The 21,504-nt window shown below is 42.7% G+C and carries 16 protein-coding genes; 5 read left to right on the top strand and 11 right to left on the bottom strand.

The features are described from left to right. Nucleotides 1-293 precede the first annotated feature (293 nt). The 11 genes from IZT61_RS07215 to mdh all read right to left on the bottom strand — a co-directional run bounded on the left by IZT61_RS07215 (nucleotide 294) and on the right by mdh (nucleotide 11,712). Nucleotides 294-2,198, bottom strand: coding sequence for a 7TM diverse intracellular signaling domain-containing protein (locus IZT61_RS07215; RefSeq protein ID WP_196100493.1), 1,905 nt, complete (start codon nucleotides 2,196-2,198; stop codon nucleotides 294-296). Nucleotides 2,199-2,252: 54 nt separating this feature from the next. Further along, nucleotides 2,253-3,557 carry a sensor histidine kinase gene (locus IZT61_RS07210; RefSeq protein WP_196100492.1) on the bottom strand — a complete coding sequence of 435 codons (1,305 nt, stop codon included), beginning with the start codon at nucleotides 3,555-3,557 and terminating at the stop codon, nucleotides 2,253-2,255. A 434-nt stretch (nucleotides 3,558-3,991) separates the two neighbouring features. Beyond that, nucleotides 3,992-4,669, bottom strand: a complete 678-nt coding sequence (locus IZT61_RS07205; protein ID WP_196100491.1) for a response regulator transcription factor — start codon at nucleotides 4,667-4,669, stop codon at nucleotides 3,992-3,994. A gap of 278 nt (nucleotides 4,670-4,947) precedes the next feature. Beyond that, nucleotides 4,948-6,144: an aspartate aminotransferase family protein gene (locus tag IZT61_RS07200; protein WP_196100490.1), complete on the bottom strand. Its 1,197-nt coding sequence runs from the start codon at nucleotides 6,142-6,144 to the stop codon at nucleotides 4,948-4,950. Between the two features lie 781 nt (nucleotides 6,145-6,925). Beyond that, nucleotides 6,926-8,281, bottom strand: coding sequence for a sensor histidine kinase (locus IZT61_RS07195; RefSeq protein WP_196100489.1), 1,356 nt, complete (start codon nucleotides 8,279-8,281; stop codon nucleotides 6,926-6,928). Nucleotides 8,282-8,284: 3 nt separating this feature from the next. Continuing rightward, nucleotides 8,285-8,959: a response regulator transcription factor gene (locus IZT61_RS07190; RefSeq protein WP_196100488.1), complete on the bottom strand. Its 675-nt coding sequence runs from the start codon at nucleotides 8,957-8,959 to the stop codon at nucleotides 8,285-8,287. 155 nt (nucleotides 8,960-9,114) lie between these two features. Beyond that, the gene (locus tag IZT61_RS07185; protein ID WP_196100487.1) at nucleotides 9,115-9,375 is read right to left on the bottom strand and encodes an SRPBCC family protein; all 261 of its coding nucleotides are present in this window, start codon (nucleotides 9,373-9,375) and stop codon (nucleotides 9,115-9,117) included. Nucleotides 9,376-9,405: 30 nt separating this feature from the next. Continuing rightward, nucleotides 9,406-9,654 carry an SRPBCC family protein gene (locus IZT61_RS07180; protein ID WP_196100486.1) on the bottom strand — a complete coding sequence of 83 codons (249 nt, stop codon included), beginning with the start codon at nucleotides 9,652-9,654 and terminating at the stop codon, nucleotides 9,406-9,408. A 60-nt stretch (nucleotides 9,655-9,714) separates the two neighbouring features. Beyond that, nucleotides 9,715-10,110 (bottom strand): group III truncated hemoglobin, encoded by a 396-nt coding sequence (locus IZT61_RS07175; protein WP_196100485.1) that lies wholly within the window; start codon nucleotides 10,108-10,110, stop codon nucleotides 9,715-9,717. Nucleotides 10,111-10,115: 5 nt separating this feature from the next. After that, a complete protein-coding gene (locus IZT61_RS07170) occupies nucleotides 10,116-10,541 on the bottom strand; it encodes an aspartyl protease family protein (protein WP_196100484.1) in 426 nt (141 codons plus the stop codon). Between the two features lie 232 nt (nucleotides 10,542-10,773). Continuing rightward, nucleotides 10,774-11,712 (bottom strand): malate dehydrogenase, encoded by a 939-nt coding sequence (gene mdh, locus IZT61_RS07165; protein WP_196100483.1) that lies wholly within the window; start codon nucleotides 11,710-11,712, stop codon nucleotides 10,774-10,776. A gap of 554 nt (nucleotides 11,713-12,266) precedes the next feature. Between mdh and dnaE the strand changes: the two genes are divergently transcribed. The 5 genes from dnaE to IZT61_RS07140 all read left to right on the top strand — a co-directional run bounded on the left by dnaE (nucleotide 12,267) and on the right by IZT61_RS07140 (nucleotide 21,499). Beyond that, nucleotides 12,267-16,700: a DNA polymerase III subunit alpha gene (dnaE, locus tag IZT61_RS07160; RefSeq protein WP_196100482.1), complete on the top strand. Its 4,434-nt coding sequence runs from the start codon at nucleotides 12,267-12,269 to the stop codon at nucleotides 16,698-16,700. A gap of 305 nt (nucleotides 16,701-17,005) precedes the next feature. Then, nucleotides 17,006-17,326: a thioredoxin gene (gene trxA / locus IZT61_RS07155; RefSeq protein WP_196100481.1), complete on the top strand. Its 321-nt coding sequence runs from the start codon at nucleotides 17,006-17,008 to the stop codon at nucleotides 17,324-17,326. 150 nt (nucleotides 17,327-17,476) lie between these two features. Further along, complete coding sequence (locus IZT61_RS07150) at nucleotides 17,477-18,685, top strand: PQQ-dependent sugar dehydrogenase (RefSeq protein ID WP_196100480.1); 1,209 nt, start codon at nucleotides 17,477-17,479, stop codon at nucleotides 18,683-18,685. A gap of 1,357 nt (nucleotides 18,686-20,042) precedes the next feature. Then, complete coding sequence (locus IZT61_RS07145) at nucleotides 20,043-20,960, top strand: DUF58 domain-containing protein (RefSeq protein ID WP_196100479.1); 918 nt, start codon at nucleotides 20,043-20,045, stop codon at nucleotides 20,958-20,960. 77 nt (nucleotides 20,961-21,037) lie between these two features. After that, nucleotides 21,038-21,499: a peroxiredoxin gene (locus IZT61_RS07140; RefSeq protein ID WP_196100478.1), complete on the top strand. Its 462-nt coding sequence runs from the start codon at nucleotides 21,038-21,040 to the stop codon at nucleotides 21,497-21,499. Nucleotides 21,500-21,504 lie beyond the last annotated feature (5 nt).

Here is a 21,504-nt window from a genome sequence, read left to right as displayed (position 1 = left end):
TCTTTGGAGACCTGTTCCGACCTTATTTGGAAGGGTTGCACAACCGAAAAACACAGGAATCCATACAAAGGGAGAGGATTTTTTTGAAATCATCCCCTCCCAAAGGGATGCCTTTGGCACTGCCCCCTTCGAAGGGGGACCCATGGCGCCGATAGCGAACGGATAAATTTCACACATCATTCATATCGGTTTTTATGCAATAAATTAAAATTCAGCATGACAGCGTTAAAACTCCCTTACTGTAGCTAAACTCATCTCTAACAACTCCAACGCAAAACCAAACGTTAAAACGCTTACTCAACTACAAGCTGGCTCCAGCCGTTTTTACCTGTTTTTTTGAGCGTTTTTTTCCGGTCTTCCATTGCTTTTTTAATTCGCGAACCGAACGTCCAGCAAGTGCTTTGCCTAATGCCAAGCAATTCCGAGAGTTTATGTGAGGATATTTTTCCCTTCGAGGAATAAATAAGGAAAATCATGTAAAAAGCCTTATTAATCGGGATGCGCGTATTGTGGAAAATGGTGTAAGTAGTAACCGATTCTTCGTAGCCGCATTTACTGCAACGCCGGCTATGCATAATGTGCCCGTTAAAGTAATGGTCGTTATTGCATTTGCGGCAATGGTAACCGTTTTTCCATTTCAGGTCCGCCAAAAATTGGTAGCAACTTTCTTTATCCGGATAAATTTTACTAAACTCTTCAAAATCTACCTCAGTGCTCATCACACGGTCTCTCGTTACCCTTTCAACGTTTGTTTGAAGTTCTTCGTTATCGTGCTCAAGCAAAACGTTCATTCGCGAAATTTCTTCTGCCTGCTGCTGCAGCAGGGCGTTTGCCTGTTCCAGCGCCTGATTTTTGCTTTCGATAATGAGCGATTTGTGGTAAACCTCTCTCGTGCGTTCCTCTACCTTCGTTTCAAGCTCCTGGTTAAGCGTATCTTTTAACTGCGCATTAACCGCCATTTGTTTAATAATATTCTGTTGCGCCTTATCTTTCTTTAATTTTAAAATACGAACCTTATCGCCGATGGCAAATGAAAGGAAAATCATTTCCAGGATAAAGCAAAAACTTAAACTATAGTAGCTTACCGCCCCAAAATTAAGCCAGCTGATGCCAAGCATAATCAAAAACTTTAGCGTAAAACCCGCAAAAAGAAAACTATAACCCAAAACGAAGAACCTTGCCGGTTGATAACCTTTTTTGAAGATATAAATGCCCGTAAAAAACGCAACAGCCAGCGGAATGGCTTCGATAAACTTGTAACTGAACAGCGTTTGATCGAAAAAATAGCTATAAGCAAAAAATGCCAGCCGTACAGATATTACAGTTATAATAACTTTGTTCAGCTTAGGCGCCTTCCCTTTAACCAACAATAACTCGCGGGTAAAAAGTAAGGCAAAAATACTCGTCGCACATAACGCAAAAGCATAGGCAAGCTCGTTCCAGCCGGGCGCATTTGGCCATAAATACTGGTAGGCAATACCATCAGTGCTCATTTCGAAAAAGCCCACGCTCAAATTGTACAGCACGTAGAAAAGGTATTGTTTCTGCCGTATGGCAATGTACATAATCAGGTTGTAGAAACTAAATACCAGGATCATTCCGTAAAAAATGCCGAAGTAGAAATATTCATCGAGGGCGTACGATATAAACCATTGCGTCGTTCTCAGCACCACAATAACATCCGCTATTTGCGATGAACTAATTTTGAAATAATAGGTTTGCGCTTCCTTTCCCTCATTCCGAATGGGAATTTCGAAGTTTTTATGGTGTACCAAACGGTTGTTAAACGCATTTGCATCGCCCAAATGCTCGATGATATATTTATTGCCGGCCTGCGGAATATAAGCGGTAATGTGATCGATGGTTTGATCGAAAAACTCGAGCAGGAAAGATTTTGTAGCCGATTCGTTAGGCTTTATCTTGATGCGAAACCAATACGTTTTGTTTAAATCTGTGGTTTGAGGCGTGCTCGACAGGCTTGCCTTAAAGAGATGGCCAAACTTTTCGCTCTTTACTTCATCAAAAGACAGTTTATTGCCAGCATCCTCGAGTATTTCAATCTCCTCAAAGGTAAAAATATGTTGCGGAACCGAATCCTGTATTTGTACCGGCTTTTGGGCCTTCAAGCCCGAAACCAAAACAAATAAGAAGAAGTATAAAAAAACAAATGTTTTCTGTAGCGCGGATGACTTCACCATGAGAAGGCAAAGGTACTCATTTGCAAACCATAACCTTATCAGTTAAATTTCATTTTAAAAAATTAAGGAAATTGTTGTTCCCTTATTTTCCTCCGAATTGATCTCTATGCCGATTTTATGGAAATTGGCGATGCTCCGAACAATGGCGAGGCCCAGCCCAAAACCGCTTTCCCCCGTGTTTCCACGTTCAAACCGATCGAAAGCATTCCCCTGTAAATCCTTGCTCATGCCCAGCCCCGTGTCCATAATCCTCAATACATAATTTTGATCAGTTTTTTTGTCCGTGATTGAGATCGAACCCCCCTCCCGATTGTACTTTATAGCGTTGTTAATGATGTTCATCAGCAGCGTATCAATCAACGCCTTATTGCCCGTAAAGTGAAAATCTTCCCTTAAATCAACATGGTAAACAATCGCTTTATCCGCAATGCGATCTTCCAGATCATCGTAAAGATCTTCAATTTCTTGTTTCAGGCTAATTTCTTCCCTTTTTAAGTATTGGTTGTTTTCTACTTTAGAGATTAATAGTAAACTGTTGATAATGCCTTTTAATCCCTTAAGTACTTTCAGCGAAGCATAGATTTTATTCTCGTGTTCTACCGAAATTCCGGTTGTGCTCAGCATGTTTTCAAAACGCGTACTTAAAACCGAAATAGGCGTAAGTAGCTCGTGCGATACGTTGGCTATAAACTGCTTTTCGAGCGCAAACAGTGTGTTTATTTTGCGCATTAACGAATTTACGCTATCGTCTAAAATCTTAAAATCGTCCGTAGTTGTTGCAATATTCGTATAGTTGAAATGCAATGGATCGTTTACCCGATTAATTTTTTTGTCGATAATAACGTAAAACGGCTTTAATAGAAATTTAGAAAATGCATAATCCGTTAATAAAGAGATAAGTAGTGCAGACACCAGAACGACGAGCATGTAAAACCTGATGGAGTTTTTGATCGACTGCAATGCCGTCATCGTTTCGCCAATTTCGAGATTATACCAATTCGTGTGGTACGAAAATTTGTAGTTTAAGATGCGGTAAACCTCAATGTCGCCCTCAATTTCTCGTTTCTCTGTAAAAAAAATCGCTGCCGAGCCTTTTTGGTTATCCGGTACATCCGTTAAAACAATAAATTCTTCCTTTAATATATTGTAGTCCGTAAACGATTCCCCCTTGTTTAAAAGGCTATCAATTTCGCGGTCGTCGAGATTTTTGATAATCTTGCTCTTTTTTTTGAGCAATCTGTTGTCTAATTGATTATAAGCAAGCTGATTCAGTGAAAATAAAATGATTGCGCCCAAAACCAAAATTGTAGCGATTTTAGTAATTGCATTGTACAAGGAAAATTTAACCTGTAATTTCATTCGTTCACTGGTTTATGAGTCATCCGATGAATATAAACAACATGCAGATATTCATCGGATGACTTGTATTGGTTTATGAGTCATCCGATGAATATAGACAACATGCAGATATTCATCCGATGACTTGTATTGGTTTATGAGTCATCCGATGAATATAAACAACATGCAGATATTCATCGGGTGACTTGTATTGGTTTATGAGTCATCCGATGAATATAGACAACATGCAGATATTCATCGGATGACTTGTATTGGTTTATGAGTCATCCGATGAATATATACAACATGCAGATATTCATCGGATGACTTGTCGTGAATATTTGTAAATTGTTTTTTCTGCTCGCAGACTTCCGACTTTCTGACCTCGGACTTTCGGACTTTATCCTTTCTGCTCGCAGACTTCCGACTTCCGGACCTCAGACTTTCGGACTTTTTTAACAATTAATCCGATAACCGATGCTTCTTACCGTTTCAAACCAATCTATTGGCGTAGCTGCGGCTAGTTTTTTGCGCAGATTTTTAACATGTACATCAACAAAGTTCGAATCAGAGTTTACCTCCAAAATATCGCCCCACACATGCTCCGTCAAACTCATTCTTGATACCACCCGATTTTTGTTCAGCACCAGATAATTGAAAATTTCGTATTCTTTTTTCGTTAAGTTTAATCGCTCATCGCCGAATGATACCGTTCGGTTTTGGATGTTTAACAAGAAGTTGTGCACGTTGATTTCGTTTTTTTCCAGCTTGTGCTTTCTTCTGGTAATGGCGTGCATTCGTGCCAGAAGCTCGTTTAACGAAAAAGGTTTTGGGAGATAATCGTCAGCGCCTTCGTCGAGTCCCTTAATCCGGTCGTCTACAGCGCTTCGGGCAGTGAGGATAATTACCGCGTCATCGCGATCTTTCGTCCCTTTAAGTTGTTTTAGTAGCTCAAAGCCATCACCGTCCGGCAGACCCAAATCCAGCAGGATGAAGTCATAATTATTTACAAAGATTTTTTCCCCAGCCGACGATTTCTTCCAGGCGTGTTCAACAATGAAACCTTCCTTACTTAGAAACTCATCCATTTCAAGCGCCAAACTTTTCTCATCTTCGACAATTAGTACGTTCATTTTTTTAGTATCGAGTATTTGGTGTTAAGTATCGAGTAGCGAGTATCAAGTAGCGAGTATCAGGTATCAAGTAGCGAGTATCGAGTATCAAGTATTGGCATCACGCTCTCCTGCGGTTAGTGTAATTGTTTACGCTTTAGTCTTTTCGCTTTCGGCTTTCGGCTTTCGGCTTTTCGCTTTCAGCTTTGGTCTTTTCGCTTTCAGCTTTAGTCTTTTCGCTTTCAGCTTTAGTCTTTACGCTTTATACCGCTTTATCTTCGGACTTCGGACTCCCGACCTCAGACTTCTTCCAAAACTAAATCTACATTTTTAAGTATTATAGCGCAAGTTTCTTCAATTTGTTCTTTAGTGATAATTAATGGTGGCGCTATGCGCATCGAATTGCTGCAGTGCAAAAACCAGTCAGACAGTACCCCATCTAAAATGCAGGCATCGATAATTTTTTTGTTTGTTTCGAAACTGTCGAACTCCACCGCAAGCATTAAGCCTTTTCCCCTTATTTCTTTTATGGCAGGATGTTGTAAGAGCGTTTTAAAAAGCTGTCCTTTTTCTTCCACTTCGTCAACAATCTTCTTATCAACCAGGGTGCGCAAGGTTGCAAGGCCCGCGGCACAGCAAACCGGGTGACCGCCAAAGGTTGTCATGTGGCCCAAGATCGGTGTGTGAGACAAAACCGACATAATTTCGAGCGAACTAATAAAAGCACCAATAGGCATTCCGCCGCCAATGCCTTTAGCCAGAAGCAAAACATCGGGCACTACATTATAATGTTCAAATGCGAACATTTTGCCGCTTCGGCCGAAGCCCGATTGAATTTCATCGAAAATCAGCAGCGTTTTCGTTTCGCTACACTTCGCACGCAAAGCCTGCATGTAGCTTAAATCGGCCACTCTTATTCCGGCCTCACCTTGAATGGGCTCGATAAAAACTGCCGCAATTTCTTCGGTTATCTTATCAAGGTCGGCTACATTATTGTGTTCAATAAAACTTACGTGTGGTAAAAATGGCCCGTATCCTGACGAATAGAAATCACTTTCCATCAGGCTTTCAGCCCCTTGAGTACTGCCATGATAGGCATTTTTGCAGGCGATAAATCCTTTTCTGCCCGTATAGCGCTTGGCCAGTTTCATAGCACCTTCAACAGCTTCGGTGCCCGAATTTAAAAAATAGGTACAGCTTAAGCTTTCTGGCAAAATATCGGCCAACGCTTTTGCAAAGTTTACCTGGGGCGTTTGCACATATTCGCCATAAACCATTAAATGCATGTAGGTTTCGGCTTGCTCTTGTATGGCCTTAACTACCGCCGGATGGCAGTGACCCACATTGCTCACGCCAATACCCGCAATAAGGTCGAGGTGCGCTTTACCTGTCGAATCGTAAATATAAACCCCTTTTGCCCGCACAAATTCGAGCATTAACGGTTCGGGGGATGTTTGTGCATTATGTTGTAAAAACAACTGACGTTGGGTAAGCATGGCACAAAAGTACGGAATTGAGATTGAACTTAGTCGTTCCAAATGAAACCTTTCGTCCTGATTAAATTTCAGAATGACAGAAAAAGTTTGTTATGCTGAGGTACAACCCGTCCCGACTTTTCCTATGATGTGGACACATCTATGAAACATCGTTTTACGAGCTGGAATTATCAAATCCGATAGCTATCGGATGGCAACATATTTTATGGCGTTTTCTGAGAACGGTCGTCATCCTCAGAGGTGAGTTTTTGAAAAAAAAAGGAGTTGGGGTGACAAGTTTTTTTACGCTGTCATCCTGAGTACAGCGAAGGATCCCCAGGCGATGAATAACAAAACGCCAATAACGCACTGCCTAAAAGGGCAAGTGAAGGGAGCAAGGACGGTGAGATGTAGGTTGCGGATGCTTTCCCGATAATCCGATACCTATCGGATCCATCGCTTGCAGATTCTTCATTACATTCAGAATGACAGCAAAATTTTGCCATTCAGTATTTTACGTCATGCCGTATTGATTTTTTTTCTGAAAAATTAAAACTACATTGACGTTTCCGTAAACGCCTTGAAAATCGTCCTTTCGACCGAAGTGCTCCAAGGGAGCACCTATGGAGGAGAAATCTTTGAACCTTAAATAAAGATTTCTCGGCTACGCTCGAAATGACGACGCTTCTTAAGAGCATTCTTCTTAAGAACGACGTCACTTTATATTGAGTTTTTCCCGAAAATTAAAACTCAGAATGACAGCGCCAAAAGCAAACACCCCTTCGTTTTCAAAAGAAAAAATCTAAAACATTAAAGGCAGTAAAACCTTAATCTCTGTTCCGATTCCTTCCTGCGATTTTATGGCGATAGAGCCCCGATGGAGGCGAATGATGTTTAACGACAAGGGAAGGCCAACGCCATAGCCCTTGTAGTTGTTGGTGTTAGAAGCGCGGTAAAAAGGCTCGAAAATATGTTGGATGTCGGTTTGCGGAATGCCGATTCCCTGATCGGTTACTGCCACAGAAATGGTGTTGCCATTGCTCTCGAGGGCAATATTTACTGATTTGCCGTTGGAGTATTTGCAGGCGTTGCTTACAATGTTGGTAATGGCTAGCTTAATAAGATTCTTGTTTACCCGCAAGGTGAGCAGCTGCTCATCGTCAGGAAGCTTATCTAAATCGATTTCTATTTTGCTGTTCGGATAAACCTGGTTTACTGAGCCCTTAATTTCCCACAACAACTCATCCATCCTTACTGCTTCGCGGGGCTGGTTTTTGCCATTAAACCCCGACTGAGCCAGTCCGAGCAGGCTGGTTAGGATATGTTCTAACCGCTCCGCCTCATCCTTGATTTTGGCGAGAGCAATGGTTTGCTTTTCAGTATCGTTTGCAGCTTTTAAGGCCAATTCTACTTCGCCGCTAATGATGGTAAGAGGCGTGCGCAGTTCGTGCGAGGCGTTGCTGATGAAATTATTCTGCGTTTCGAAAGCCGTTTCGAGCCGGTTAAGCATGTTGTTGAAGGTTTCGGCCAGCTGCGACATTTCATCACTTCCTTGTTTAACCTCCAAACGCATGTGCAGGTTCTCTGCCTTGATCTTTTTTACGCTCTTGATTATTTTTCGTAAGGGCATAAGCATATAATTGGAGAAACGCCAGCCCACCACAAAGGAAAGGAAAACGGACAGAAAAAAGCCGATAATCAGGATGTGCTGTAAGTCTTTTAGCTCACGAAAACCAACCGGATCGTTGGCAGAAATGATTACCAAATAATCTTTATTGTTGATTTTAAACGATTTCCCTGCGTAGAAATGATTTTCTACACGGTACCGCGACATGAGCCCCGCCCTGATTTTTTTATAGAAACTTTGCGGCAAACCGCTGTCGATGTTTTTTGGCCTCGGGCTGTTGGCCTCAAATATAAAGGCTTGTTCGGATGGCAATCGTTCTAAGTATTGATTACGCATTTTGGCATACGCCGGGTTATTTACATCCTGGTATAGTTTAAGCTGAGCAGAAATCCGGACCCTTGCCTCCAGCCGTTTATAAAAATCTTCGAAGGCAAAATCATTGGCAAAGTACCAAACGAATCCACTTAAAAGCGAAATAATTATTGCAGACAGAATGGCGAATAATAAAGTGATCTTTTTTGCGATTTCCATTCACTAACCTTTTAACACGTAGCCCAGGCCTACAGCGGTATGAATAAGTTTCTGGTCACTATTTTTATCTATTTTTTTGCGCAGGTAATTTACATAAACATCAACCACGTTTGTGCCCAAATTGAAGTCGATATCCCATACGCTTTCTAATATATCTATCCGAGAAAGGATTTTGCCCTTATTTTTGGCCAGATATTCGAGCAGGCGGTATTCGGTAGCGGTAAGCGTAACTTCTTGTTGGTTGCGCTTTACAGTTTTGGCGCTGATGTTGATTTCAAGATCCGCAATATTGATTACATGATCGAGTGCTGTAACGCCATTGTATCGCCTGATCAACATTCGGATCCGGGCAAACAGTTCGGCAAATTTAAATGGTTTTATCAGGTAATCATCAGCACCGTTATCTAAGCCATTTACTACGTTTTCGGTAGTGCCAAGGGCGGTAAGCATAATAACAGGCGTGTTTGGTTTGCCCTCTTTAATGATTTTACAAAGCTCGAGGCCGTTGATACCTGGGAGCATAATATCCAAAATGATGATATCGAAATGATTTTCGAGCGCCATTCGCTTGCCAATCAATCCATCAGGAGCAACACTCACACTGAAACCCTCGTCGGTTAAGCCTCTCGAAACGACAGAAACTACATTGGGCTCATCTTCTACAAGTAATAAATTCATTAAGGGCAATTAATCTAAAAAGGGAAATCAATTAAAAAGGATCCAACCGCTAATTTAACTGATTTTTTAACAGAAAAATGCCATTTTTGTTTCATATTCAAGAAATAGAGATGCAAAAAAAGCCTTTCTGGGTGCTGAAAGGCTTCGGTTTTTTGTTATATTCCTTTTTCTGATTTGTCTTTTAGCGATTTTAAACCGGCATCAAAGTCCTTTCCGATCATTTTATCCATTCCTCCCATAAAAACACACATCCATTTACTCAGTATATTATGGTCTCCGCTCATGGTCCACGTAACCTTGTTACCCGCACCTTCTGGTTCAATGTTAAATTTCGTGTCCGAATGGCTTTCATAAGGTTCCTTGAACATTAAATCAATGTCTACTTCCTGGTTGGGGGCTACCTTGATGATCTTCATATATCCCGATCCGGTTTCTTTTCCCGCCCATTAGTACCTGTGGTTTGGTTGTTCTGGTATGCCAGAAAAGGTCACTTTTGCGCTAGGCTCCATTTTAGCCCATGGATTCCACTTGTAAAACTCATTAAAATTGGCAATGTTTCTGTAGATCACACTATCGGGCGCATTAATTACCGAACTTCTGCTTACCGAATAGGTTTTGGGAAGAAAGAAACCTCCCACTACGATAATGAGCGCCAGAATAACGATTATTCCGACAAAGATTTTTAAAAATTTCATAGCTAGTTTGTTTGTATAGTTAAATTTAGAAAGAAACTCAACAAAATCAAAGTAGCGCTGCTACATTATCCTGGTGCCGGGTTTTGGTGGGTTTAGCTTAAAATGCATTAAATCGGCAATAGATTGTGCTTTTTGTTTAATCGTCGATGCGTTTTCACCCTCGAATAAATCATCAACAGTATTAAAAAAGAGGGTTTTCCATGCTTCGAACTGATCTGTTTTTAACGATGCTTTTTTATCAATATCGAAATGCGTCAACATCGGGTTTCCCTTATAAATTGCTTTGCCAAAAAGGACGCTTTCCCAAAAGTCGTACATTTTGGGCAGGTGGTGCGCCCAATCAACGCGGATAACCTGCGTGAAAATGGGGCCTATAATGGTGTCTTTTTCAACACGGCCGTAAAAAGTGTCGACCAGACTGATAATATCTGCTCTGTTATTAATGTCGATCTTCATCTTCGCTATTTGTACAACCTTAAAATCAGCTTATCGTAGTTTATAACGGCTTTATACTGCATTAAAATATCTCCGCCAATAATGCTCATAATGGGCGGGTGTCCAAATTGTTGGTACGTTTGGCTTACCGATTGCAAATCGAACGCAACCGTTTCGTAATCCTTAATTTTCAGTTTGCCGATTTTTAATTCTGGAATTGTAGCCTGAATAGTTGTTGTTGTGGTAAATAAAGTAGCCGCGTTGATCTCGTTTGAAACCTCGAGTATTTCTGCCAGATTCTGCTCAATCAGGGTTTTATCAAAAACGCTTCGCGATGCGCCGGTATCTAACACGGCAAAGTGCTTTTGGTTAAAAACAACAATTTCCACCAAAAGGTGGAAACCGTCGTCTTGCAAATTTATTGGTATTAAAGGGATGGAGATTGCTTTCATTTTTTTAGCGTGTAAGGCACGTCATTTAGTTAAGGATAAAATTATAGAACATTGGCACCCTGAGCGCCGGCCTGACCGAACAGGGAGTCGAAGGGCAGATATTAATGATTTGCCCAATAAAAAAAGTCTTCGGCTCCCTGCCCGGCCGGTCGGGCAGGGAGCCGAAGACTGACGCCGATCAAGGTTAACTAAATGACGTTAGGCGTACGCTGAAAGTGCATTTACATTGAGTTTAAATCAAATTCATGCCTACAAGCACCGCGTTCATGTTTTTAACCGCCTCGGCACTTTTGTTAAACGCCGCTTGTTCGGTTTCGGTAAGCTTAAAATCGATGATTTTTTCCCAACCGTTACGGCCGATAACTACCGGAACGCCTAAGCAAATATCGCTCTGGCCATATTCACCGTCTAAGGCAACACAGCAGGTAAATAGTTTCTTTTCATCTCGAATAATGGCTTCTACAAGTGCGGCACCAGCTGCGCCGGGGGCGTACCAAGCAGAAGTTCCAATCAATCCGGTTAATGTTGCGCCGCCAACCATGGTATCGGCTGCTACTTTATCCAATGTTGCCTGATCTAAAAGATTGCTCACTGGTAGGCTTTGATATGTTGCTAATCTTGTTAACGGAATCATGGTGGTATCGCCGTGGCCGCCTATTACGAAGCCTTGCAGGTCGCTGGGATTGCATTGAAGTGCTTGCGAAAGGTAAAATTTAAAGCGAGCGCTGTCAAGCGTACCGCCCATGCCAATTATTCTGTTTTTTGGTAAACCCAACGATTTCAGCGCCAGGTAAGTCATGGTATCCATTGGATTACTGATGACGATAAAAATGGCTTCTGGAGAGAATTTTAAAATATTTTCGGCAACGCCTTTAACAATTCCGGCATTGATGCCGATTAAATCTTCGCGGGTCATGCCCGGTTTACGTGGTAAGCCAGAGGTGATCACAACCACATCCGAGCCTGCTGTTTTGCTATAATCGGCAGTAACCCCGGTAATTTTGGTGTCAAAACCCAACAGGGTTGCAGTTTGCATCATATCGATAGCCTTGCCTTCGGCAAAACCTTCTTTAATATCTAACAAAACCAATTCATCAGCTAATTCTTTTCGGGCAATATTATCTGCGCAGGTAGCGCCTACTGCGCCCGCACCAACAACCGTTACTTTCATATATTATAATTTAAGTTTCCTTATTTGTTAAATACCCATCGAAGGTAGAAATAAATATAAGGTTAAAAAATGCTTTTTAAAAACTTTGGCAGGTTTTATGGATTAAGCAGATTAAAATTTGGGTTGTTTTTGCCATTCTGATTGTAATTTATTGGATAAAATCAATACGGATGACGTTAATTATTCCAGTCGTCTTTCCCGCGCAGGCGGGAATCTTAATGCCATGCTGAAGCCTGTGGGAAGGAAGGTTGGGGCGAGGCTGTCATTCTGACGAAGGAAGAATCCCCAGGCGATAAAATGCTGTCTTAATAATAGCACAGGCCAATTAAGGGCAGTGGGTGGGCTGCGCCAGTGCTGGTCGGTTAGAGATTCCTCGTATCTCGGATCCGATAGCTATCGGATGACAGCTGGGCAGAGGCATCACTCACCCAATCATTTTTTCACTCATTCCTTCATTTACTTTGTTGATAAGTCACTGACAAATTCCGCTCTCAAATTTCTTATTTTTGAAGAACCGTTGATGTTCTCCAGCGGCTCATTCTTTACTACACAATATGTACTTAATTTTTGATACCGAAACCACGGGTTTGCCTCGTAATTATAATGCACCAATTACCGATACCGATAACTGGCCGCGTTGTATTCAAATTGCGTGGCAGCTGCATGATGATATGGGTAGGATGGTTGAGCATCAAGATTATTTGGTTAAGCCAGAGGGTTTTAACATTCCATACGATGCGGAAAGGATTCACGGTATTTCAACGGAGCTCGCAGCCGAACAGGGCGTAACGCTTTTGGAGGTATTAGAGAAATTCAATATCGCCTTATCCAAATCGAAATTTATTGTTGGACAAAATGTGGGCTTCGATGTTAACATTATGGGCTGCGAGTTTCACCGTTTTGGCATTGAAAACAGGATGGCAGAAATGCCGGTTTTAGATACTTGTACCGAAATTACAGCAGAGCTTTTAAAGCTTCCCGGCGGTCGCGGAGGTAAATTTAAATTGCCTACTTTAACCGAGCTGCATTCCTATTTATTTGGTGTACCCTTTAACGAGGCGCATAATGCAACTGCCGATGTGGAAGCTACAACACGGTGCTTTCTGGAGCTGATAAAAAAGGATGTATTCAAAAAAGAAGAACTCCTTGTTGATGCCGAATATTTTCCACGTTTCAGGGAATTTAACCCCGGCTCCATTCCAAGTTTTGGCATTCCTCATGTTAACCTAAAAGCCGCCTCCGATGAAATTCGCAAACGCTTGCAAAAAGCCGAGGGCGGAGGCGTATCTAAACAAGAACTGGCCGAAAACAGGCAAGAACTGGCAGGAGCAACCTTTGTACACTTGCATAACCACACGCAATTTTCGGTTTTGCAAAGTACCATTAGCATTCCTGCATTGGTAAAGGCAGCAGCCAGCGAAAAAATGCCGGCCGTAGCGATGACCGATCATGCCAATATGATGGGGGCTTTCCATTTCGTTAATGCCGTATTAAATCACAATAAAGCTGCTGAGGCTAAAAATGCCGAGGCCATTGAAGCCGGAAAACGCCCTACAGAAGTAGTAATGACGCCAATTGTTGGGGTTGAGTTTTTCGTTTGCGATAATCATCTCGATCGGACTACAAAAGATAATGGCTACCAGATGGTGCTTTTGGCCAAGAATAAAAATGGTTACCACAACCTCGCCAAAATGTCGTCGATTGCCTATACCAAAGGCTTTTATTATGTGCCAAGGATCGATAGAAACGTTATTGAGCAATATAAAGATGATATCATCGTATTGTCGGGAAACCTTTCCGGAGAGATTGCAAACAAGATTTTAAATCTCGGCGAAAATCAGGCTGAAGAAGCCCTGCTATGGTGGAAGGCACAGTTCGGCGATGATTTTTACATCGAGGTAATGCGCCATAATCAGGAAGACGAAAACCGGGTAAATGAGTCGTTAATTGCCCTGTCTAAAAAGCACGATGTGAAGCTGGTGGCCACCAATAACACCTATTACATCAATAAGAAAGACGCCAATGCACACGATATTTTGCTTTGCGTAAAAGACGGCGAAAAGCAAGCCACACCGATCGGCCGTGGCCGTGGTTATCGTTATGGCTTGCCAAATCAAGAATACTATTTCAAATCGGGCGACGAGATGAAGGCACTTTTTGCCGATCTGCCCGAAGCGATTTTAAACATACAGGAGATTGTAGATAAAATTGAAACCTACAAGCTCGCCCGCGAAGTACTTTTACCGAAATTCGAGATTCCGGAGGAATTTTTGGTTCCCGAAGATGAACTTGATGGTGGAAAACGTGGTGAAAACAAATTTTTAAGGCACCTCACTTACGAGGGCGCAAAGATTCGTTACGGCGAATTAACGCTGCCAGTAATTGAGCGTTTAGATTTCGAGCTGGCCACCATCGAAAAAACAGGTTATCCCGGATACTTTTTGATCGTACAGGATTTTATTGCCGAAGCACGCCGACGCGACGTTTCTGTGGGTCCCGGTCGTGGTTCGGCCGCGGGTTCAGTAGTAGCTTACTGTTTGTGGATCACCAATATCGATCCTATCAAATACGATCTGCTTTTTGAGCGTTTTCTTAATCCCGATCGTGTGTCCATGCCCGATATCGATATCGATTTCGATGATGAGGGCCGCGGCCGCGTAATGGAATACGTGATCAATAAATACGGATCCAGTCAGGTAGCGCAAATCATCACTTACGGTACCATGGCCGCCAAGTCATCTATCCGCGATACCGCCCGGGTGTTGGATTTGCCTTTGTTCGAAGCCGACAAAATCGCCAAGCTCATCCCGAATATGAAGCTGGCAAAAATCTTCAACCTCGACGAAAAGACTTTAAAAGAAGCCTTAAGGCCCGATGAATATGAGCGTGTTGTCGAACTCAAGAATTTAGGAAGCCTTAAGGATTTAAGTGCCGAAACCATTCAACAAGCACAGGTTTTAGAAGGTTCGTTGCGAAATACCGGCATCCATGCGTGTGGTGTAATTATTACCCCTAGCGATATTACCAACTTCGTGCCCGTTGCTACCGCGAAAGATTCTGATCTGTATGTAACACAGTTCGACAACTCGGTAGTAGAAAGCGCAGGCCTGCTGAAAATGGACTTTTTGGGGTTAAAAACCTTAACCCTGATTAAAGATACCGTTAAACTGGTGAGGAAAAGGCACGGCATCGAGCTTAATCCGGATAACTTTCCGATTGATGACGTAATGACTTATGAACTCTTTCAACGTGGCGAAACCATCGGGATTTTCCAGTACGAGAGTCCGGGGATGCAGAAGTACATGAAAGAGTTGAAGCCGACGGTTTTCGACGATTTAATTGCCATGAATGCCTTGTACCGTCCCGGACCGATGGAGTACATCCCAAGTTTCGTGCGCCGTAAAAATGGCGAAGAAGAAATTCAATACGATTTAGATGCCTGCGAAGAATACCTGAAAGAGACTTACGGAATTACTGTTTACCAGGAGCAGGTGATGCTTTTATCGCAAAAACTGGCTGGTTTTACCAAAGGTGAGGCCGACGTTTTGCGTAAGGCGATGGGTAAGAAACAAAAAGACGTTCTCGATAAAATGAAGCCGAAGTTTGTAAAACAAGCGGCAGAAAAAGGCCATGAGGCATCGGTTTTAGAGAAGATTTGGAAAGACTGGGAAGCATTTGCATCTTATGCCTTTAACAAATCGCACTCCACTTGCTACGCCTGGATTGCCTACCAAACCGCCTATTTAAAAGCGCATTATCCGGCAGAATATATGGCTGCGGTACTTTCAAACAACATGAGCGACATTAAACAAGTGGCGTTCTTTATGGAAGAATGTCGCCAAATGGGCGTAACCGTATTGGGGCCTGATGTTAACGAATCTGATTTAAAGTTTTCCGTAAATCAAAAGGGCGAAGTACGTTTTGGTATGTCGGCGGTAAAGGGTGTAGGCGAGAAAGCCGTAGAAAGTATCATCGAAGAACGTACCTTGAACGGCCCTTATGCTTCGGTTTACGATTTCGCAAAGCGATCCAACACCCGAATTGTAAATAAGAAAGCCTACGAAAGTTTTGTTTACAGCGGCGCTTTCGATGCTTTTGGTGGCCACAGGGCGCAATATTTTTATATTGGTCCGCATGATAAGATGAACGGGATAGAAAAGATCATCAAGTTTGCCAACGATTTTCAAAATAACGAAAGCACCTCTCAAGCTTCGCTATTTGGTGGTTCAAAAGCCGACCTTATTTTGGAGCCAAGCTTGCCAGTATCGCCAGAATGGGCATTGATGGATCGCTTGAAATACGAAAAAGATGCCATCGGGATTTTTCTTTCCGGCCATCCGCTGGATAATTATAAACTGGAGCTCGATCGCTTCTGTACGCACTCCGTAAAGCAGCTTAGTATTATCAACAAAGTGAGAATGGGCGATTCTAATGAAGATATTTTAGCAGAGTTCGAGAAGCTTAAAAACCGGGAACTTTGTGTAGGTGGCCTCGTGGTTTCGGCATCGCAGCGGATTACCAAAACCGGTAAGCCGTTCGGGATATTTGTTTTTGAGGATTACGACGACGCTTGTGAAATGGCCCTGTTCGGAGAAGATTTTCTTAAGTTTAAGTCGTTCTTAACCGAGGGCTATTTCTTACAGATCAGAGGCCGTGTAGGGGAGCGTTTCGGGAAGGCCGGCGATTGGGAATTTAAGATCACAGCAATTAACCTCATGTCTGAGTTGAGGGATAAACTGGCCAAGAGCTTAACCATACAAGTTCCGATTGAGCGGGTTAACGACGAGTTGATGCGTGAAATTGAAGCGATTTTAGCAGACAATAAGGCAAACTCAGAGCAGCAGAACTGCCAACTTAACTTCGCCGTTTTTGATAGCGAAAAGCAGATTATGTTGGATTTGCCATCGAAAAATCTGAAAATAAACCCCAATAATAAGTTCCTCGACCAATTGGTTGGGCTGAATGTTGTAAATTATAAGCTGAATTAAGGAGCCTCACCCAATTAAAGATTGTGGTTGGGCAAGTTTGTAGCCTCCCTCTCCAGAGGAGAGGGTTTTTACGGTTCTGTAAGTGAAATTAACCGTTTAGGGTACAAACTTTTTATTGTTGGCTCGGGTTAAAACCACAGTTCTTTAGATCTCTCCCTCTTGGGGAGAGACAAAGAGGAACAAGCCGAAATTCTACCTTTGATAGAGAGGGGTTTTCTAAAGCCTCAAAATAATGTCAAATTGACATTACAATGTAGTTGGCATTGTAATTGAATACATATATTTGAAAATAAAAGAAAACAGTTATGGCATTAGAAATCACAGATGCAAACTTCGAGGAGCTTGTATTAAAATCAGATAAACCCGTATTAGTAGATTTTTGGGCAGAATGGTGTGGCCCTTGTCGCATGGTTGGTCCAGTTGTTGAAGAAATCGCTAAAGAATACGATGGCAAAGCAATCGTTGGAAAAGTGAATGTTGATAACAACCCTCAGATTTCGATGCAATTTGGCATCCGTAACATCCCTGCGTTGTTATACTTTAAAGATGGTCAGGTTGTTGATAAACAAGTAGGTGCGGTGCCGAAATCGGTATTGGCTGATAAGTTGAACAAACAAATCGCTTAGTACGGTAAACGGCAAAAGGTTTGTGGTTAAGGTTTAACCCAATCCAAAAGCCGCACTAATAATATTACAAAAACCCGAATTCATTTAATGGATTCGGGTTTTTTATTGCAGAAATAATTTTGTTCCTTTAATTAAAATCTAATCATGTCTATGAACTTATTAACTAATAAAACATTAGGCCTGTTGTTGGCGGGCTTTACGCTCAACTGCGCAAATATAGCCTGCGTATCGGCACAGAACCCTGTAGAAACCAATAAGCCTTCGGCCGATTACAAACCAGCTTTTCAAGGCCAAACCCGCATTGCTGGCGTAAAAACGAAAACCCCTTTATCAATTGCTGTACTAAACGAGAAGCTCGATCGCCCCTGGGCCATTTCAGTGCTCCCCAATGGCGGATTCTTGATTACGCAAAAAGGCGGAAACATGGTTATTCTCAATGCCAATGGCCAGTTGAGCAAAACAATTGAGGGCTTACCAAAAGTAGATGATTCTGGTCAGGGCGGCTTGCTCGATGTAACTTTAGACCCCAATTTTGCCAAAAACCGAATCATTTACTGGGCCTACTCCGAGCCACAAGATAAAGGCGTTTTGTTGGCCATCGCCAAAGGTAAACTATCCACTAGCGAAACATCGATTGAAGACCAAAAGGTAATTTATCGTGCCACGCCATCATACGGCGGAAAGTTGCAATACGGTTCGAGAATTGTTTTCGATAAAAATGGCGACATGTTTGTGAGTACAGGTGAGCGTTCGGGTGGCGATATCAGGATTCAGGCGCAATATTTAAACTCGTCACTGGGAAAAATTCTTCATCTTACCACCGACGGAAAACCAGTTGCAAACGGTCCCTTTGCCGGAAAAGCTGATGCTCGTCCGGAAGTTTATGCACTTGGCTTACGTAACCCCGATGGCTTAGCTATTAATCCACAAACGGGCGATTTATGGGAGGCCGAATTTGGTCCTAAAGGGGGCGACGAGGTGAATATTATTAAGCCGGGCAAAAATTACGGCTGGCCGATTATCACCTACGGAACTGAATATAGTGGTAAAAAGGTGGGCGAGGGCATCCAGCAAAAAGAAGGAATGGAACAACCCGTTTATTTTTGGAACCCAAGTATTTCTCCGGGCTGCATTGCTTTTTATAATAGTTCCAGCATTCCTGAGTGGAAAGGAAATTTATTTGTCGGCGCCTTAGGCGGCTCTCATATTATCCGCCTGGTAATTAAAGACAACAAGATTGTGGGCGAGGAACGTTTAATGGAAGGCAAAAGTGAGCGCTTCCGCGATATGGTTGAAAAAGATGGCGCAATGTATACCGTAACCGATGGAGGTAAATTGTACAAGATTGCAAAGAAGTGAAAATGAATCAATTATTCATCCGATGAATATGGGCATGTTGCCAGCTATTCATCGGATGAATGTTCAGCAATTTTAGCGGCCGGAGTAGCCCATTGCTGTCATTCTGACGAAGGAAGAATCTGCAAGCGATGAAATACTGCCTTAAATTAAGCTCAAACGCAGACTCTGGACGGTTGGAGTTTGGGCTGCCGAGGACACCAGCCGATAAAAGAACTCGTTTTTTGCGGCGTCATTCCCGCGCAGGCGGGAATCCTAATGCAAGGCACTCAATTTTTGCACATTAGGATCCCCTACCGATAGCTATCGGTACAAGCTACCAATGACACCACCAGTTTTGTCATGCTGAGGAACAGCCTGTCCCGATCCAATAGCTATCGGATTCTCGGGAAAGCATCCGCAACCTACATCTCACCGTCCTTGCCCCCTTCACTTGCCTTTTTTTTGGCAGTGGGTTGTTAGCGCTGTGCGTTTCATCGCTCAGGGATCCTTCGTTGCACTCAGGATGACAGCGTAAAAAACCTGTCATCCCAACTTCTTTGTTTTTTCGGAAACTGGCTATGAGGATGACGGCCGTTTTTAGATAATGCGATAAAGTTGACCGTAATTCCAACTATTCTCGGTCTTTGCTGGATGGGAAACAAACGTTCTGCTTTTCATCGCAATTTTAGTCCCGCTGTCCGTTGTAGCTCCGATGAAGAATCGGAGGCTGCCACTGCCATCAGGTTTACTAACCCTGGTCAGTAGCACTGCCTGCGCCACTTAAACCCGACCGTAGCGAGATGCCGATTCTTCATCGGCAGAAGCGGGGGCGGGGCTGCACCGACCCAAATGCCACTGCAATTGCTTTCCAAATTATTTTTCCTGATGGTGCTCACCGACCGCCAATCTGCGAAAAAAATTAATCTGCATTCGGCTGATGGTTACACCAGCCGATAGGGAATTCGTCATTGCGAGGTACAGCCTGTCCCGATTTCTCGGGAAAGCGATCTCATTTCGTAAATCAGATTGCTTCGGCTCGCACAAACCCGGCCTCGCAATGACGATTCGCCGAAAAAACTTGTCATCCCGACTCGTTTGTGTTTTCAAAAACTGGCTATGAGGATGACGGCCGTTCTTAGATAAAGCCATAAAGTTGACCGTAATTCCATTTGCTGGATTTGGAAACAAACGTTCTGCTTTTCATCGCAATTTTAGTCCCGCTGTCCGTTGTAGCTCCGATGAAGAATCGGCAGAAGCGGGGGCGGGGCTGCACCGACCCAAATGCCAATGCAATTGCTTTCCAAATCATTTAAAAAATTAATTTAGCCGCTTTGAATTTGCTCATCTCAATGTCCAAATTGTTTCTTAGCTTTACGATATGCAAACAATAAACTACGAAAACGAAACCAGCTTTGGCAACCTCGAGTTATTGGCAAAGCAAGTGGTAGAGGGCTTCATTACAGGTTTGCATAAAAGCCCGTTCCATGGCTTTTCGGTCGAGTTTGCAGAGCATCGTCAGTACAACAATGGCGATAACGTTAAAAATATCGATTGGAAACTTTTTGCCAAAACAGACAAGCTTTATAGTAAGCGTTTTGAAGAAGAAACCAATCTTCGCTGTCAATTTGTGATCGATGTTTCTTCGTCAATGTACTTTCCCGAGCCGAAAGATAATAAACTTACTTTTTCTATCGAGGCGGTGGCAGCGCTGATGTATCTGCTCAAAAGACAAAGAGACGCATTCGGGCTGAGCCTTTTTACCGACGAAATTGTGCTGAATTCGCCGGCGAAGTCGACAACTGTGCATCAAAAGTACCTGTTTACGCAGCTTGAGGATTTACTGCAAAAACCGAAAATAAATGCACAAACCAATTTGAGCGAGGCTTTGCATCAGGTTGCAGAGCTCATTCATAAGCGCTCTTTAGTTGTCATTTTCAGCGATCTCTTCAATACCCAAACAAATGCCGAAAAAACCGATGAATTGTTCGACGCGCTTCAACACTTAAAGTTTAACAAGCACGAAGTGGTGGTTTTCAATGTGGTTGATAAATTAAAAGAAGTCGATTTTGCCTTCGAAAACCGGCCTTATCAGTTCATTGATATGGAAACCGGCGACGCCATTAAAGTGCACACCAATCAGGTGAAGGAAAATTATACTGCAGCGGTTTCGAGCTACCGGCAGGAAATTGCATTGAAGTGTGCGCAATATAAAATCGATTTAATTGATGCCGATATTAACCGGGGTTTTTTTCCGATTCTTCAAGCCTATTTGATCAAACGCCAGAAATTGGGATAATGTTTACGTGCTTTGCGCAAACAACTGGCCGCAAGCGATGTTAAAAATAGACTAAATGCTTATTAAAACTCTTCAATATGTTAGAAAAAGGTATTAAAGCGCCCGACTTTGAATTGAACGCTACCCCCGATCAAAAGATAAAGCTCAGCGATTTTCTGGGTAAAAACGTCATATTGGCGTTCTATCCAGCCGATTGGAGCCCCGTTTGCAGCGATCAAATGGCCCTTTACAATGAAATGCTGAAATTTTTTGCTAAACACGATGCACAAATGCTCGGCATATCTGTCGATAGTGTTTGGTGTCATCTTGCTTTTTCGAAAGATAGAAAACTACATTTCCCCCTACTGGCCGATTTTGAACCAAAGGGCGAGGTTTCTAAAGCTTATGGTATTTACGATGAGCAAACCGGAGAAAGCAAAAGAGCGCTTTTTGTGATCGATAAGGAAGGAAATATTGCATGGAGCTACACCTCGCCGACTGCGGTTAATCCCGGTGCGGATGGAATTTTGGAAGCTTTGGAAGAATTGGATAAAAAATAAACACA

This window comes from Pedobacter endophyticus, assembly GCF_015679185.1.
GTDB classification, from domain to species: domain Bacteria; phylum Bacteroidota; class Bacteroidia; order Sphingobacteriales; family Sphingobacteriaceae; genus Pedobacter; species Pedobacter endophyticus.
The sequence above is the reverse complement of the archived record's forward strand: the minus strand, read 5'-3'. Positions and strand labels throughout refer to the sequence as shown.

Bases quoted from the DNA above. Each gene is read 5' to 3' on its own strand.
- IZT61_RS07205 (WP_196100491.1), bottom strand. From the start codon at position 4,669: ATGAACGTACTAATTGTCGAAGATGAGAAAAGTTTGGCGCTTGAAATG.
- trxA (WP_196100481.1), top strand. From the start codon at position 17,006: ATGGCATTAGAAATCACAGATGCAAACTTCGAGGAGCTTGTATTAAAA.
- IZT61_RS07185 (WP_196100487.1), bottom strand. From the start codon at position 9,375: ATGAAGATCATCAAGGTAGCCCCCAACCAGGAAGTAGACATTGATTTA.
- IZT61_RS07210 (WP_196100492.1), bottom strand. From the start codon at position 3,557: ATGAAATTACAGGTTAAATTTTCCTTGTACAATGCAATTACTAAAATC.
- IZT61_RS07180 (WP_196100486.1), bottom strand. From the start codon at position 9,654: ATGAAATTTTTAAAAATCTTTGTCGGAATAATCGTTATTCTGGCGCTC.
- IZT61_RS07140 (WP_196100478.1), top strand. From the start codon at position 21,038: ATGTTAGAAAAAGGTATTAAAGCGCCCGACTTTGAATTGAACGCTACC.
- IZT61_RS07200 (WP_196100490.1), bottom strand. From the start codon at position 6,144: ATGCTTACCCAACGTCAGTTGTTTTTACAACATAATGCACAAACATCC.
- IZT61_RS07190 (WP_196100488.1), bottom strand. From the start codon at position 8,959: ATGAATTTATTACTTGTAGAAGATGAGCCCAATGTAGTTTCTGTCGTT.
- IZT61_RS07150 (WP_196100480.1), top strand. From the start codon at position 17,477: ATGAACTTATTAACTAATAAAACATTAGGCCTGTTGTTGGCGGGCTTT.
- IZT61_RS07175 (WP_196100485.1), bottom strand. From the start codon at position 10,110: ATGAAGATCGACATTAATAACAGAGCAGATATTATCAGTCTGGTCGAC.
- IZT61_RS07170 (WP_196100484.1), bottom strand. From the start codon at position 10,541: ATGAAAGCAATCTCCATCCCTTTAATACCAATAAATTTGCAAGACGAC.
- dnaE (WP_196100482.1), top strand. From the start codon at position 12,267: ATGTACTTAATTTTTGATACCGAAACCACGGGTTTGCCTCGTAATTAT.
- mdh (WP_196100483.1), bottom strand. From the start codon at position 11,712: ATGAAAGTAACGGTTGTTGGTGCGGGCGCAGTAGGCGCTACCTGCGCA.
- IZT61_RS07195 (WP_196100489.1), bottom strand. From the start codon at position 8,281: ATGGAAATCGCAAAAAAGATCACTTTATTATTCGCCATTCTGTCTGCA.
- IZT61_RS07145 (WP_196100479.1), top strand. From the start codon at position 20,043: ATGCAAACAATAAACTACGAAAACGAAACCAGCTTTGGCAACCTCGAG.
- IZT61_RS07215 (WP_196100493.1), bottom strand. From the start codon at position 2,198: ATGGTGAAGTCATCCGCGCTACAGAAAACATTTGTTTTTTTATACTTC.